This is a genomic window from Mesorhizobium sp. WSM4840 (assembly GCF_055811755.1).
In genome coordinates, this window is sequence record NZ_JBVVQD010000014.1 from 1 (window position 1) to 12,769 (window position 12,769).

Here is a 12,769-nt window from a genome sequence, read left to right on the forward strand (position 1 = left end):
AGAGAAGCTGCGCTTCGCCATCCGTGAAGGCGGCCGCACCGTCGGTGCCGGCATCGTCGTCACCATCAAAGAGTAATTTGGACTTAAACCGATCTGTCGCGGGCGCTGCCCGCGCCGCGCCAGAACAAGGAAGTGACGCATGAACGGACAGAATATCCGCATCCGCCTGAAGGCGTTCGATCACCGGGTGCTTGACGCCTCGACGCGGGAAATCGTGTCGACGGCCAAGCGCACCGGCGCCAACGTCCGCGGCCCCATTCCGCTGCCGACGCGGATCGAAAAGTTCACGGTCAACCGGTCGCCTCACGTCGACAAGAAGAGCCGCGAGCAGTTCGAGATGCGCACGCACAAGCGTCTCCTCGATATCGTCGATCCGACCCCGCAGACGGTCGACGCTTTGATGAAGCTCGATCTTGCCGCCGGTGTCGACGTCGAGATCAAGCTCTAAGGAACCAGAGGGGCGGGGCGACCCGGAACTCTGAAGGAACAAGAGGCGTGGAGGGGCGACAGCCCCGACAGGGAACTCTAAAGGAATTGAACCGATGCGTTCAGGTGTGATTGCAAAGAAGGTGGGAATGACCCGCATCTACAACGATGCCGGGGAACATGTTCCCGTCACTGTTCTCCAGATGGAGAACTGCCAGGTCGTGGCGCAGCGCACGCAGGAGAAGAACGGCTATACCGCCGTCCAGCTCGGCGTTGGCCTTGCCAAGGTGAAGAACACGTCGAAGGCGATGCGCGGCCATTTTGCGACCGCTTCCGTCGAGCCGAAGGCCAAGGTTGCCGAATTCCGTGTCTCCGCCGACAACATGATCGATGTCGGCGCCGAGATCACCGTCGATCATTTCGTCGCCGGCCAGAAGGTCGATGTGACGGGAACCACGATCGGCAAGGGTTTCCAGGGCGTTATCAAGCGGCACCACATGGGCGGTGGCCGCGCGACCCACGGCAACTCGGTCTCGCACCGTACCCACGGCTCGACCGGCCAGCGCCAGGACCCGGGCAAGGTGTTCAAGGGCAAGCATATGGCCGGCCACATGGGTGACACCCGCGTCACCACGCAGAATGTCGAGGTCGTCTCGACCGACGCCGATCGCGGTCTGATCCTGATCCGCGGCGCGGTTCCCGGTTCGAAGGGCGCCTGGATCCTGGTCCGTGACGCGGCCAAGGTTGCGCTGCCGGCCAATGCGCCGAAGCCCGCCGCAATCCGCGCCGTTGCAACCAGTGATGGCGCCAAGAACGATGCCCCGGCCACAGTAGATGCCCCGGCCACAGAGGGAGCGGAATAATGGACCTCAAGATCACAACGATTGGCGGCAAGGACGCCGGCAAGGTGAAACTCTCCGAGGAGATTTTCGGCCTTGATCCGCGCGAGGACATCCTGCAGCGCGTCGTGCGCTGGCAGCTTGCCAAGAAGCAGCAGGGCACGCACAAGACCAAGGGTCGCGCCGAGATCGCCCGCACCGGCGCCAAGATGTACAAGCAGAAGGGTACGGGCCGCGCCCGTCACCATTCGGCACGCGCTCCGCAGTTCCGCGGCGGCGGCAAGGCCCACGGTCCGGTCGTCCGCAGCCACGAGCACGACCTGCCGAAGAAGGTGCGTGCGCTGGGCCTCAAGCATGCTCTCTCGGCCAAGGCCAAGAGCGCGTCGCTCATCATCATCGACGAGCTGATGCTGACCGAGGCCAAGACCAAGGCACTGATCGCGAATTTCGCGACGCTGGGCCTGTCCAACGCCCTGCTGATCGGCGGCGCCGAGCTCGACAAGAACTTCAAGCTGGCGGCCACGAACATCCCGAACATCGACGTGCTGCCCATCCAGGGCATCAACGTCTACGACATTCTGCGCCGCGGCACGCTGGTCCTTTCGAAGGCCGCCGTCGAGGCTCTCGAGGAGCGTTTCAAATGACCGACCTTCGTCACTACGACGTGATCGTCTCGCCGGCGATCACCGAAAAGTCGACCATGGCTTCCGAGCAGAACCAGGTCGTATTCAACGTCGCCAAGAAGGCGTCGAAGCCGGAAATCAAGGCTGCCGTCGAAGCGCTGTTCGGCGTCAAGGTGATGGCCGTGAACACGCTTGTCCGCAAGGGCAAGATCAAGCGCTTCCGCGGCACGATCGGCCGCCAGAGCGACGTCAAGAAGGCGATCGTGACGCTGGCTGACGGCCAGTCGATCGACGTCGCGACGGGTCTCTGAGCAAGACCGCGAGGACAACAAAGATGGCACTGAAAAAATTCAACCCGATAACGCCGAGCACCCGCCAGTTGGTCATCGTCGATCGCTCGGGCCTCTACAAGGGCAAGCCCGTCAAGGGCTTGACCGAAGGCCTGACCAAGTCGGGCGGCCGTAACAATTACGGCCGCATCACGGCCCGCTTCATCGGCGGCGGTCACAAGCGTACATACCGCATCATCGACTTCAAGCGCCGCAAGTTCGACATTGTCGGCACTGTCGAGCGTATCGAATACGATCCGAACCGCAGCGCCTTCATCGCGCTGATCAAGTATGACGATGGTGAGCTGTCCTACATCATCGCCCCGCAGCGCCTTGCTGCCGGCGACAAGATCGTGGCCGGCGAAGCGGTCGACGTGAAGCCGGGCAATGCGATGCCGCTGGCCTCGATGCCGGTCGGCACGATCGTCCACAACATCGAGCTGAAGCCGGGCAAGGGCGCCCAGGTTGCCCGTTCGGCTGGCGGTTATGCCCAACTCGTCGGCCGTGACCAGGGCATGGCGATCCTGCGCCTGAATTCGGGTGAGCAGCGTGTCGTCCACGGCTCGTGCATGGCCACTGTCGGCGCCGTGTCCAACCCGGACCACGGCAACATCAATGACGGCAAGGCAGGCCGCACGGTGTGGCGGGGAAAACGTCCGCACAATCGCGGCGTGACCATGAACCCGGTCGACCATCCGCATGGCGGCGGCGAAGGCCGCACCTCGGGTGGCCGCCATCCGGTTTCGCCTTGGGGCAAGCCGACCAAGGGCAAGAAGACGCGGTCCAACAAGGCGACCGACAAGTTCATCCTGCGCTCGCGCCATCAGCGCAAGAGCTAAGAAGAGGTAACGCCAAGTGACTCGTTCGATTTGGAAAGGCCCCTTCATCGACGGCTACCTTCTCAAGAAGGTGGACAAGGTTCGTGAAGGTGGTCGCAATGAGGTGATCAAGATGTGGAGCCGTCGCTCCACCATCCTGCCGCAGTTCGTCGGCTTCACCTTCGGTGTCTACAACGGCCAGAAGCACGTTCCCGTTTCGGTGAACGAGGACATGGTCGGCCACAAGTTCGGTGAATTCGCTCCGACCCGGACCTATTACGGTCATGGCGCGGATAAGAAGGCGAAGAGGAAATAATCATGGGCAAGGCCAAAGCTCCGCGCAGGCTTGCTGATAACGAAGCGCGCGCCGTGTTGCGCACGATCCGTATCAGCCCGCAGAAGCTGAACCTGGTTGCCGCGCTGATCCGCGGCAAGAAGGTCGCGACAGCGCTTTCCGATCTCGAATTCTCGGCCAAGCGGATTTCCGGCACGGTCAAGAAGACGCTGGAATCGGCGATCGCCAACGCGGAAAACAACCACGACCTCGACGTCGATGCGCTGATCGTGGCGGAAGCCTATGTCGGCAAGTCGATCGTCATGAAGCGGTTCCATGCCCGTGGCCGTGGCCGCGCCAGCCGTATCGAGAAGCCGTTCTCGCACCTCACGATCGTCGTTCGTGAAGTCGAAGAAAAAGTGGAGGCCGCATAATGGGCCAGAAAATCAATCCGATCGGTCTGCGTCTTGGCATCAATCGCACCTGGGATTCGCGCTGGTTCGCCAACACCGGCGAGTACGGCAAGCTGCTGCATGAGGACATCAAGATCCGCAAGTATCTTGAGAAGGAACTCAAGCAGGCTGCGATTTCGAAGGTCGTGATCGAGCGCCCGCACAAGAAGTGCCGCGTCACCATCCATGCGGCGCGTCCGGGCCTGATCATCGGCAAGAAGGGCGCCGACATCGAGAAGCTTCGCAAGAAGCTGATGGAGATGACGAAGTCCGAGACGCATTTGAACATCGTCGAAGTGCGTAAGCCCGAGATCGACGCCACGCTGGTCGCCCAGTCGATCGCCCAGCAACTCGAGCGCCGCATCGCGTTCCGCCGCGCCATGAAGCGCGCCGTGCAGTCTGCGATGCGCCTCGGTGCCGAAGGCATCCGCATCAACTGCGCCGGCCGTCTCGGCGGCGCCGAGATCGCGCGCATGGAATGGTACCGCGAAGGTCGCGTGCCGCTGCATACGCTGCGCGCCGACGTCGACTACGGCACGGCCGAAGCACACACCGCCTACGGCATCTGCGGCGTCAAGGTCTGGGTGTTCAAGGGCGAAATCCTCGAGCACGACCCGATGGCTTCGGAGCGCCGCGCCACCGAGGGCGATCATGCCCATGGCGGTGGTGGTGAGCGCGAACGCGGTCGCCGTCGCGAAAACGCCTGAGACAGTTGAGAATTTGGAGTTAGAACGATGCTGCAGCCAAAGCGCACAAAGTTCCGCAAGCAGTTCAAGGGTCGTATCCATGGTGCCGCCAAGGGTGGCACCAATCTGGATTTCGGCGGTTTCGGGCTGAAGGCGCTTGAGCCGAACCGCGTCACCGCGCGCGAGATCGAGGCGGCCCGCCGCGCGATCACTCGCGAAATGAAGCGCGCCGGCCGCGTCTGGATCCGTATCTTCCCGGACGTGCCGGTGACGTCGAAGCCGACCGAAGTCCGCATGGGCAAGGGCAAGGGCGCGGTCGATTACTGGGCGGCGCGCGTCAAGCCGGGCCGCATCATGTTCGAGATCGACGGCGTCAATGAGGAAACCGCCCGTGAGGCGCTGCGTCTCGGCGCGGCCAAGCTCTCGGTCAGGACGCGCTTCGTACAGCGCATCGCAGAATAAGGACGGGCTGATCATGAAAGCCGAAGACATCCGGACCAAGACCCAGGACCAACTGACCGACGACCTGGCCAGCCTGAAGAAGGAGCAGTTCAACTTGCGCTTCCAGAAGGCTACCGGCCAGCTCGAGAAGACCGCGCGCGTGAGGCAGGTCCGCAAGGACATTGCGCGTATCAAGACCATCGCTGCGGAAAAGTCCGCGGCTAAGAAGGCTTAAGGACGAAAACCATGCCAAAGCGCATTCTGCAGGGCACCGTCGTCAGCGACAAAAACGAGAAGACGGTTGTCGTCAAGGTCGAACGGCGCTTCACGCATCCCGTGATGAAGAAGACCGTGCGCATGACCAAGAAGTACAAGGCGCACGACGAGAACAACGCCCACAAGGTTGGCGATCAGGTGTTCATCCAGGAATCGAAGCCGATTTCCAAGGACAAGCGCTGGACCGTAGTGTCTTCGGACCAGGCCTGATCAGGGCGAACGAAACGAATTTTGGACAGACCGGGGAAGGGTGAAGAACCCGTCCCGTTAGAAGAGAAGAAGGCGGCCAGTCATGATTCAGATGCAAACAAACCTCGACGTCGCGGATAATTCCGGCGCCCGTCGTGTCATGTGCATCAAGGTGCTGGGCGGCTCGAAGCGGAAATACGCTTCCGTGGGCGACATCATCGTGGTGTCGATCAAGGAAGCCATCCCGCGCGGCCGCGTCAAGAAGGGCGATGTGATGAAGGCGGTCGTGGTTCGCACGGCCAAGGACATCCGCCGTCCGGACGGCAGCGTGATCCGTTTCGACAAGAACGCAGCCGTTCTCGTCGACAACAAGAAAGAGCCGATCGGCACGCGTATCTTCGGACCGGTTCCGCGCGAACTCCGCGCCAAGAACCACATGAAGATCATCTCGCTCGCGCCTGAAGTGCTGTAAGGAGCCGGACCAATGCAGAAGATTAGAAAAGGCGACAAGGTCGTCGTGCTGGCCGGCAAGGACAAGGGCCGATCGGGCGAAGTCCTCTCGGTACAGCCGAAGGAAGACACCGCGCTGGTGCGCGGCGTCAACATGATCCGTCGTCACCAGAAGCAGTCCCAGTCCCAAGAGGGCGGGATCATCACCAAGGAAGCGCCGATCCAGCTGTCGAACATCGCGCTGGCCGACCCCAAGGATGGCAAGCCGACTCGCGTCGGCTTCATCTTCCAGAAGGACGGCAAGAAGGTGCGCGTCGCCAAGCGCTCGGGAGAAGTCATCAATGGCTAAGGCTCAAACCAAGCAGGCGACTGCCCAGAACACGCCGCGCCTCAAACAGGTCTACAACGAGACCATCCGCAAGGCGCTGCAGGAGCAGTTCGGCTACGAGAACGAGATGCAGGTTCCGCGCATCGACAAAATCGTGCTGAACATGGGTGTCGGCGAAGCGACCGGCGACTCGAAGAAGCCCTCGATCGCGGCGGAAGATCTTGCGCTGATCGCCGGCCAGAAGGCCGTCGTCACGCACGCCCGCAACTCGATCGCCGGCTTCAAGGTCCGCGAAAAGATGCCGATCGGCGCCAAGGTCACGCTGCGCAAGGAACGCATGTACGAGTTCCTCGACCGTCTCGTGAACATCGCGCTGCCGCGCGTCCGCGACTTCCGCGGGCTCAATCCGAAGAGCTTCGATGGCCGTGGCAACTATGCCATGGGCATCAAGGAACACATCGTGTTCCCGGAGATCAACTACGACAAGGTTGATCAGATCTGGGGCATGGACGTCATCGTTTGTACGACTGCGAAGACGGACGACGAAGCCAGGGCATTGCTCAAGGCCTTCAACTTCCCCTTCCGCCAGTAACGGCAGCGAGAAAAGGAAAAATCTGAAATGGCAAAGACCAGCTCAGTCGAGAAGAACAACAGGCGCCGCAAGCTTGTGGACCAGTACGCTGCCAAGCGTAAGGCCCTCAAGGCGATCATCATGGATCAGTCCAAGCCGATGGAAGAGCGCTTCCGCGCTCAGCTGAAGCTTGCGGCACTGCCGCGCAACTCGGCCAAGATCCGCATCCGCAACCGCTGCGAAGTCACCGGACGCCCGCGTGCCTACTATCGCAAGCTCAAAGTATCGCGCATCGCGCTTCGAGATCTCGGCAACAACGGCCAGATCCCGGGCCTGGTCAAGTCGAGCTGGTAAGGAGGACATAACATGTCATTGAGCGATCCTCTCGGCGATATGCTGACCCGCATCCGCAACGCCTATGGCCGCAAGAAGTCGAGCGTTTCGACGCCGGCCTCGCGCCTGCGTACCCGCGTCCTCGACGTGCTGAAGGCGGAAGGCTATATCCGCGACTACAGCCAGACCGACTTCGACAACGGCAAGTCCGAAATCGAGATCGAACTGAAGTATTTCGACGGTGCGCCGGTCGTGCGCGAAATCGCCCGCGTCTCGAAGCCGGGCCGTCGCGTCTACGTTTCGGCGAAGTCGATCCCGCACGTCGCCAACGGCCTCGGCATCGCCATCCTTTCGACACCGAAGGGCGTGATGGCCGACCACGAAGCGCGTGAACAGAATGTCGGCGGGGAAATCCTCTGCCAGATCTTCTGATCTGGAGCGCGATCCCGAACCGAACCACGCAGTGAAAAGTGGAACCCGGCCTTCGGACAAGATCACGCTCGAAACAGAGACCTGAAACAAGAGAAGTGACGAGGACAACAAAATGTCTCGTATTGGAAAGAAACCCGTTTCGCTGCCGCAGGGCGTGACCGCGACCGTCGACGGCCAGACCGTCACGGCAAAGGGCCCCAAGGGTGAGCTGAAGTTCGTGGTGAACGACGAAGTGCTGGTCAAGATGGAAGGCAGCGAGATCGCTGTCCAGCCACGCGACCAGACCAAGACCGCCCGTTCCAAATGGGGCATGTCGCGCACGCAGATCGTCAACATCCTGCAGGGCGTCAAGGACGGTTTCGAAAAGAAGCTTGAGATCACCGGCGTCGGCTATCGCGCCGCCATGCAGGGCAAGAACCTGCAGCTGGCGCTCGGCTTCAGCCATGACGTCGTCTACGAAACGCCGCAGGACATCACGATCACCGTGCCGAAGCCGACGGAAATCACCGTAACCGGCATCGACAAGCAGAAGGTCGGTCAGGTTGCTGCCGAGATCCGCGAATATCGCGGTCCCGAGCCGTACAAGGGCAAGGGCGTCCGTTACGCTGGCGAGAAGATCGTCCGCAAGGAAGGCAAGAAGAAGTAATTTCAACGCCGCGGGGAGCGGTCGCGGGAGGCTTGTCTACCGCATAGGGTTGCCCCCGTTTTTTGAAGGCAAGGAAACTGATATCATGGGCTCGAAAGAATCCACACAACGCCGCGCTCAGCGCGTCCGCCGCCAGATCAAGAAGGTCGCGGGCGAGCGTCCGCGTCTGTCGGTCCACCGCACGTCGAAGAACATCTACGTCCAGGTGATCGACGACGCCAAGGGCCACACCATCGTTGCCGCCTCGACGCTGGAGAAGGACCTCAAGGGTTCGCTCAAGACCGGTGCAGACACTGCCGCCGCTGTGGCAATCGGCAAGCTGATCGCCGAGCGCGCTTCGAAGGCCGGCGTCAAGGAAGTCGTCTTCGACCGCGGACCGTACATCTATCACGGCCGCGTCAAGGCGCTGGCCGAGGCCGCCCGTGAAGGTGGCTTGAGCTTCTAAAGCATGATCCCGAACCGGAGGTTAGCGCAGCAAAAAGTTGCAGACTTTTCGGATAAGATCATGCGAAGGGAAAAATGAGTTTCGCCCCCGGCAACCCACAGAGGTGCCGGATATCATCATCAACCGTGCTTCCGGAAAAAAACAAGGAACAGGATATGGCACAGGAACGTAGGGATGGCGGCCGCGGCCGTGATCGCGAAGAGCGCGACGACGGCATGGTGGACAAGCTCGTCCACATCAACCGCGTCGCCAAGGTCGTCAAGGGCGGCCGGCGCTTCGGCTTTGCAGCACTCGTCGTCGTCGGCGACCAGAAGGGCCGCGTCGGCTTCGGTCATGGCAAAGCGCGCGAAGTGCCTGAGGCGATCCGCAAGGCGACCGAATCGGCCAAGCGCGACATGATCTTCGTGCCGCTGCGCTCGGGCCGTACGCTGCACCACGACGTCGAGGGACGCTGGGGTGCCGGACGCGTTCTGCTGCGCGCTGCCAAGCAGGGTACCGGCATCATCGCCGGCGGCCCGATGCGCGCCGTCTTCGAGACGCTCGGCATGCATGACGTGGTCGCCAAGTCGATGGGTTCGTCGAACCCGTACAACATGGTTCGCGCCACCTTCGACGCGCTGAAGAGCCAGATGCATCCCAAGGATGTGGCTGCTGCGCGCGGCATCAAGTATTCGACCCTTCAGGCCCGCCGCGGCACCGCCGTTGCGGCCGAAGAATAGTCGACGCTGACCAGGGATTTTGACCATGGCCAAGAAAGCAACCAAGACCATCACCGTCGAGCAGATCGGTTCGCCGATCCGCCGGCCGAAGGAGCAGCGCGCGACGCTGGTCGGCCTCGGCCTCAACAAGATGCACAAGCAGCGCACGCTGGAGGACACCCCCTCCGTGCGCGGCATGATCGCTGCCGTCCAGCATCTCGTCCGCGTCGTGGACGAGGGCTGAACCAGAGCGCAGGAGAACTCAGATGAAACTCAATGATCTGCGTGACAAGGACGGCGCGACGCATTCCAAGAAGCGTCTCGGCCGCGGCATCGGTTCCGGCTCGGGCAAGACCGCTGGTCGCGGCGTCAAGGGCCAGAAGGCGCGCTCCGGCGTCGCCGTCAACGGCTTCGAGGGTGGCCAGATGCCGCTCTACCGGCGCCTGCCGAAGCGTGGCTTCAACAACATCTTCGCCAAGAGCTTTGCCGTCGTGTCGCTGGCCCGCATCCAGGCCGCGCTCGACGCCAAGAAGCTCGACGCCAAGACGACCGTGACAGCTGAAGCGCTGGTCGCGGCCGGCGTCATCCGCCGCGTCAAGGACGGCGTGCGCATCCTCTCGGACGGCGACATCAAGTCGAAGCTCGCCTTCGACGTGGCCGGCGCCTCCAAGGCTGCCATCGAGAAGATCGAAAAGGCCGGCGGTTCGGTGAAGCTGCCGGAAAAGGCAGCCGCCGAGTAACGGCGATTTGAAGCGCGATCGGCAAGAGTGGGACACGTTTCGCTTTCGATTTGCGCTTTGATCCGATCAATATGGCGGCCGCATCAACGCGGCCGCTTGCATGTTTGCAGTCCGGAGCTTATCTCGTGAGCTTCGGTGACACGCGCCGCCTGAGTTGCGGGCCATCGAGCGTGACCAAGCGGAGAATCAGGCATGGCTTCGGCTGCTGAACAACTAGCCTCGAATCTGAATTTCTCGGCCTTCGCCAAGGCGGAGGATCTGAAGAAGCGCATCTGGTTCACCATCGGCGCGCTGCTCGTCTACCGCCTCGGCACCTATATCCCGCTGCCTGGCATCAATCCCGACGCTTTCGCCCAGGCCTTCTCGTCGCAGAGCAAGGGCGTGCTTGGCATGTTCAACATGTTCGCCGGCGGCGCCGTGGAGCGCATGGCGATCTTTGCCCTCGGCATCATGCCCTATATCTCCGCTTCCATCATCATGCAGCTGATGACCTCCGTCATCCCGTCTCTGGAGGCGCTGAAGAAGGAAGGCGAACAGGGCCGCAAGGTCATCAACCAGTATACCCGCTACGGCACTGTGCTTTTGGCACTGGTCCAGGCCTACGGCATTGCGGTCGGGCTGGAAGGCGGCAACGGCATCGTCAGCGATCCCGGCATGTTCTTCCGCATCTCGACCGTCATCACGCTGGTCGGCGGCACCATGTTCCTGATGTGGCTCGGCGAGCAGATCACCGCCCGCGGCATCGGCAACGGCATTTCGCTGATCATCTTTTCCGGTATTGTCGCCGGCCTGCCGCAAGCCATCTCCGGTACGCTGGAACTTGGCCGCACCGGCGCGCTGTCGACCGGCCTGATCCTGGCGATCATCGTTCTCGCCGTCGTCGTTATCGCGCTGATCGTGTTCTTCGAACGCGCCCAGCGGCGCTTGCTGATCCAGTATCCGAAGCGCCAGGTCGGCAACCGCATGTTCCAGGGCGACACCTCGCACCTGCCGCTCAAGCTCAACACGGCCGGCGTCATTCCGCCGATCTTCGCGTCTTCGCTGCTGTTGCTGCCGGCGACGGTCGCCGGCTTCTCGCAAACGACCAACATGCCGGCCTGGGCCAGCACCGTCCTGGCGGCACTCGGCCATGGCCAGCCGCTCTACATGGCGTTCTATGCGGCGATGATCGTGTTTTTCGCCTTCTTCTATACGGCGATCGTCTTCAACCCGAAGGACACCGCCGACCAGCTCAAGAAGCATTCGGGTTTCATTCCGGGCTACCGTCCGGGCGAGCGCACCGCCGATTACATCGACTATGTTCTCACCCGCATCACCGTCGTCGGCGCCATCTATCTGGTGCTGGTGTGTCTGCTGCCCGAGTTCCTGATTTCAGCGACTGGCGTACCATTCTACCTCGGTGGCACATCGCTTCTGATCGTGGTCAGTGTAACGCTCGATACGGTGGCGCAGATTCAGGGTCACCTGATCGCGCACCAGTATGAGGGCCTGATCAAGAAGTCGAAGCTGCGCGGGGGGAAAAAGGCCAGATGAGGTTGATATTGCTTGGACCGCCAGGGGCGGGCAAGGGGACGCAAGCACAAAGACTGGTAGAAAAATACGGCATACCCCAACTCTCCACGGGCGATATGCTGCGCGCCGCTGTTCAGGCCGGCACCGAAGTCGGCAAGCGCGCCAAGGCGGTGATGGACGCTGGCGAACTGGTTTCGGACGCCATCGTCAACGCCATCGTGGCAGAGCGTATCGATCAGGCCGATTGCGCAAACGGTTTTATCCTTGACGGATACCCGCGAACCCTGGTGCAAGCGGACGCGGTTGAATCGATGCTCTCGGATCGCGGCCTCACGCTCGACGCCGTCATCGAACTTGTCGTCGACGACAAGGCACTGGTTGGCCGAATCGGCAAGCGCGCCGAAGAGGCCAAGGCCGCGGGTCTGCCGGTACGCAAGGACGACAATCCAGCTGTGTTCGAAGAACGCCTGAAGGAGTACTACAAGAAAACGTCGCCGCTGATCGGCTACTACTATGCCAAGGGCAAGCTGAGAGATGTCGACGGCATGGCTGACATCGACGCGGTGACGCGACAGATCGAAATGGTGCTCACGGCGACGACCCAGCAGGTTGGCCAGGCGGCCAGCTAGAGAATTGAACGATTACGCTTGACTGGAGCGGTTCGCTGGGGTATGGCGGCCCGTCTTCCTATCAGGCATGAGGTTTGCTTGCCCGCAAGGGCAAGGCAGCCGCTTTGAACTGGAAACTCCCGCATGGGCCGGCCTCCACCGGACGCGGGGCAACTTTGATAGCGCCGGCTTGCCCGGCCCACATGGAGAAGAGAAGAACATGGCTCGTATAGCCGGCGTCAACATTCCGACCAACAAGCGCGTCGTCATTGCGCTTCAGTACATTCACGGCATTGGCAAGAATTTCGCCCAGGAGATCGTCGACAAGGTCGGCATCCCGGCCGAGCGCCGCGTCAACCAGTTGACCGACGCGGAAGTGCTGCAGATCCGCGAGACGATCGACCGCGACTATCAGGTCGAGGGCGATCTGCGCCGCGAAGTGTCGATGAACATCAAGCGGCTCATGGACCTCGGCTGCTATCGCGGCCTGCGTCATCGCCGCTCGCTGCCGGTTCGCGGCCAGCGCACGCATACCAATGCGCGCACCCGCAAGGGCCCGGCCAAGTCGATCGCCGGCAAGAAGAAGTAATTTAGGGCAGTACGGGAGTAGGGCAGTAAGGCAATAGGATCGGCAGACATACTGCCCTACTGCC

Annotated in this window: 25 protein-coding genes; all 25 read left to right on the plus strand. The window is 61.8% G+C overall.

The genetic code is table 11. The annotated features are described in order from the left end of the window. Nucleotides 1-76 (plus strand): EF-Tu C-terminal domain-related protein (locus tag AC0L3I_RS19085; RefSeq protein WP_454589835.1); only part of this gene is annotated, 76 nt, incomplete at its 5' end. A gap of 63 nt (nucleotides 77-139) precedes the next feature. Further along, on the plus strand, nucleotides 140-448 hold the full coding sequence (rpsJ, locus tag AC0L3I_RS19090) for a 30S ribosomal protein S10 (protein WP_006205468.1): 309 nt from the start codon (nucleotides 140-142) through the stop codon (nucleotides 446-448). 94 nt (nucleotides 449-542) lie between these two features. After that, a complete protein-coding gene (gene rplC, locus AC0L3I_RS19095) occupies nucleotides 543-1,289 on the plus strand; it encodes a 50S ribosomal protein L3 (protein ID WP_473527902.1) in 747 nt (248 codons plus the stop codon). Then, on the plus strand, nucleotides 1,289-1,909 hold the full coding sequence (gene rplD / locus AC0L3I_RS19100) for a 50S ribosomal protein L4 (RefSeq protein ID WP_473527903.1): 621 nt from the start codon (nucleotides 1,289-1,291) through the stop codon (nucleotides 1,907-1,909). The genes rplC and rplD overlap by 1 nt, the downstream gene beginning before the upstream one ends. Then, on the plus strand, nucleotides 1,906-2,199 hold the full coding sequence (locus AC0L3I_RS19105) for a 50S ribosomal protein L23 (protein ID WP_010909275.1): 294 nt from the start codon (nucleotides 1,906-1,908) through the stop codon (nucleotides 2,197-2,199). Before rplD ends, AC0L3I_RS19105 begins: the two co-directional genes overlap by 4 nt. Before the next feature lie 23 nt (nucleotides 2,200-2,222). After that, on the plus strand, nucleotides 2,223-3,056 hold the full coding sequence (gene rplB / locus AC0L3I_RS19110) for a 50S ribosomal protein L2 (protein ID WP_029352208.1): 834 nt from the start codon (nucleotides 2,223-2,225) through the stop codon (nucleotides 3,054-3,056). Between the two features lie 16 nt (nucleotides 3,057-3,072). Continuing rightward, nucleotides 3,073-3,351 carry a 30S ribosomal protein S19 gene (gene rpsS, locus AC0L3I_RS19115; protein WP_006205463.1) on the plus strand — a complete coding sequence of 93 codons (279 nt, stop codon included), beginning with the start codon at nucleotides 3,073-3,075 and terminating at the stop codon, nucleotides 3,349-3,351. Nucleotides 3,352-3,353: 2 nt separating this feature from the next. Continuing rightward, on the plus strand, nucleotides 3,354-3,743 hold the full coding sequence (gene rplV / locus AC0L3I_RS19120; protein WP_023799292.1) for a 50S ribosomal protein L22: 390 nt from the start codon (nucleotides 3,354-3,356) through the stop codon (nucleotides 3,741-3,743). Further along, nucleotides 3,743-4,468, plus strand: a complete 726-nt coding sequence (gene rpsC, locus AC0L3I_RS19125; RefSeq protein WP_077377560.1) for a 30S ribosomal protein S3 — start codon at nucleotides 3,743-3,745, stop codon at nucleotides 4,466-4,468. The genes rplV and rpsC overlap by 1 nt, the downstream gene beginning before the upstream one ends. A gap of 27 nt (nucleotides 4,469-4,495) precedes the next feature. Beyond that, entirely contained in the window at nucleotides 4,496-4,909 is a 414-nt protein-coding gene (gene rplP, locus AC0L3I_RS19130; protein WP_023799290.1) for a 50S ribosomal protein L16, read from the plus strand. 13 nt (nucleotides 4,910-4,922) lie between these two features. Continuing rightward, the gene (gene rpmC / locus AC0L3I_RS19135; RefSeq protein WP_006205459.1) at nucleotides 4,923-5,123 is read left to right on the plus strand and encodes a 50S ribosomal protein L29; all 201 of its coding nucleotides are present in this window, start codon (nucleotides 4,923-4,925) and stop codon (nucleotides 5,121-5,123) included. Nucleotides 5,124-5,134: 11 nt separating this feature from the next. Next, nucleotides 5,135-5,374 carry a 30S ribosomal protein S17 gene (gene rpsQ, locus AC0L3I_RS19140; RefSeq protein ID WP_023799288.1) on the plus strand — a complete coding sequence of 80 codons (240 nt, stop codon included), beginning with the start codon at nucleotides 5,135-5,137 and terminating at the stop codon, nucleotides 5,372-5,374. A gap of 82 nt (nucleotides 5,375-5,456) precedes the next feature. Beyond that, nucleotides 5,457-5,825, plus strand: a complete 369-nt coding sequence (gene rplN, locus AC0L3I_RS19145; protein ID WP_006205457.1) for a 50S ribosomal protein L14 — start codon at nucleotides 5,457-5,459, stop codon at nucleotides 5,823-5,825. Nucleotides 5,826-5,837: 12 nt separating this feature from the next. Next, nucleotides 5,838-6,152: a 50S ribosomal protein L24 gene (rplX, locus tag AC0L3I_RS19150; protein WP_013531428.1), complete on the plus strand. Its 315-nt coding sequence runs from the start codon at nucleotides 5,838-5,840 to the stop codon at nucleotides 6,150-6,152. Next, the gene (rplE, locus tag AC0L3I_RS19155) at nucleotides 6,145-6,723 is read left to right on the plus strand and encodes a 50S ribosomal protein L5 (RefSeq protein WP_023799287.1); all 579 of its coding nucleotides are present in this window, start codon (nucleotides 6,145-6,147) and stop codon (nucleotides 6,721-6,723) included. The genes rplX and rplE overlap by 8 nt, the downstream gene beginning before the upstream one ends. A gap of 27 nt (nucleotides 6,724-6,750) precedes the next feature. Next, nucleotides 6,751-7,056, plus strand: a complete 306-nt coding sequence (rpsN, locus tag AC0L3I_RS19160; RefSeq protein WP_029352223.1) for a 30S ribosomal protein S14 — start codon at nucleotides 6,751-6,753, stop codon at nucleotides 7,054-7,056. Between the two features lie 12 nt (nucleotides 7,057-7,068). Continuing rightward, nucleotides 7,069-7,467: a 30S ribosomal protein S8 gene (gene rpsH / locus AC0L3I_RS19165; protein ID WP_006205453.1), complete on the plus strand. Its 399-nt coding sequence runs from the start codon at nucleotides 7,069-7,071 to the stop codon at nucleotides 7,465-7,467. Between the two features lie 112 nt (nucleotides 7,468-7,579). Then, on the plus strand, nucleotides 7,580-8,113 hold the full coding sequence (gene rplF, locus AC0L3I_RS19170) for a 50S ribosomal protein L6 (protein ID WP_023799285.1): 534 nt from the start codon (nucleotides 7,580-7,582) through the stop codon (nucleotides 8,111-8,113). 85 nt (nucleotides 8,114-8,198) lie between these two features. Further along, complete coding sequence (gene rplR, locus AC0L3I_RS19175; protein ID WP_292405045.1) at nucleotides 8,199-8,558, plus strand: 50S ribosomal protein L18; 360 nt, start codon at nucleotides 8,199-8,201, stop codon at nucleotides 8,556-8,558. Between the two features lie 155 nt (nucleotides 8,559-8,713). Continuing rightward, nucleotides 8,714-9,277 (plus strand): 30S ribosomal protein S5, encoded by a 564-nt coding sequence (rpsE, locus tag AC0L3I_RS19180; protein ID WP_006333394.1) that lies wholly within the window; start codon nucleotides 8,714-8,716, stop codon nucleotides 9,275-9,277. 25 nt (nucleotides 9,278-9,302) lie between these two features. Further along, nucleotides 9,303-9,500, plus strand: a complete 198-nt coding sequence (gene rpmD, locus AC0L3I_RS19185; RefSeq protein WP_006205449.1) for a 50S ribosomal protein L30 — start codon at nucleotides 9,303-9,305, stop codon at nucleotides 9,498-9,500. Nucleotides 9,501-9,522: 22 nt separating this feature from the next. Beyond that, on the plus strand, nucleotides 9,523-9,996 hold the full coding sequence (rplO, locus tag AC0L3I_RS19190) for a 50S ribosomal protein L15 (protein WP_029352230.1): 474 nt from the start codon (nucleotides 9,523-9,525) through the stop codon (nucleotides 9,994-9,996). Between the two features lie 192 nt (nucleotides 9,997-10,188). Next, a complete protein-coding gene (gene secY / locus AC0L3I_RS19195) occupies nucleotides 10,189-11,529 on the plus strand; it encodes a preprotein translocase subunit SecY (protein ID WP_095494912.1) in 1,341 nt (446 codons plus the stop codon). After that, nucleotides 11,526-12,137 (plus strand): adenylate kinase, encoded by a 612-nt coding sequence (locus tag AC0L3I_RS19200; protein WP_473527904.1) that lies wholly within the window; start codon nucleotides 11,526-11,528, stop codon nucleotides 12,135-12,137. Before secY ends, AC0L3I_RS19200 begins: the two co-directional genes overlap by 4 nt. 199 nt (nucleotides 12,138-12,336) lie before the next feature. Continuing rightward, nucleotides 12,337-12,705, plus strand: coding sequence for a 30S ribosomal protein S13 (gene rpsM, locus AC0L3I_RS19205; protein ID WP_029352234.1), 369 nt, complete (start codon nucleotides 12,337-12,339; stop codon nucleotides 12,703-12,705). Nucleotides 12,706-12,769 lie beyond the last annotated feature (64 nt).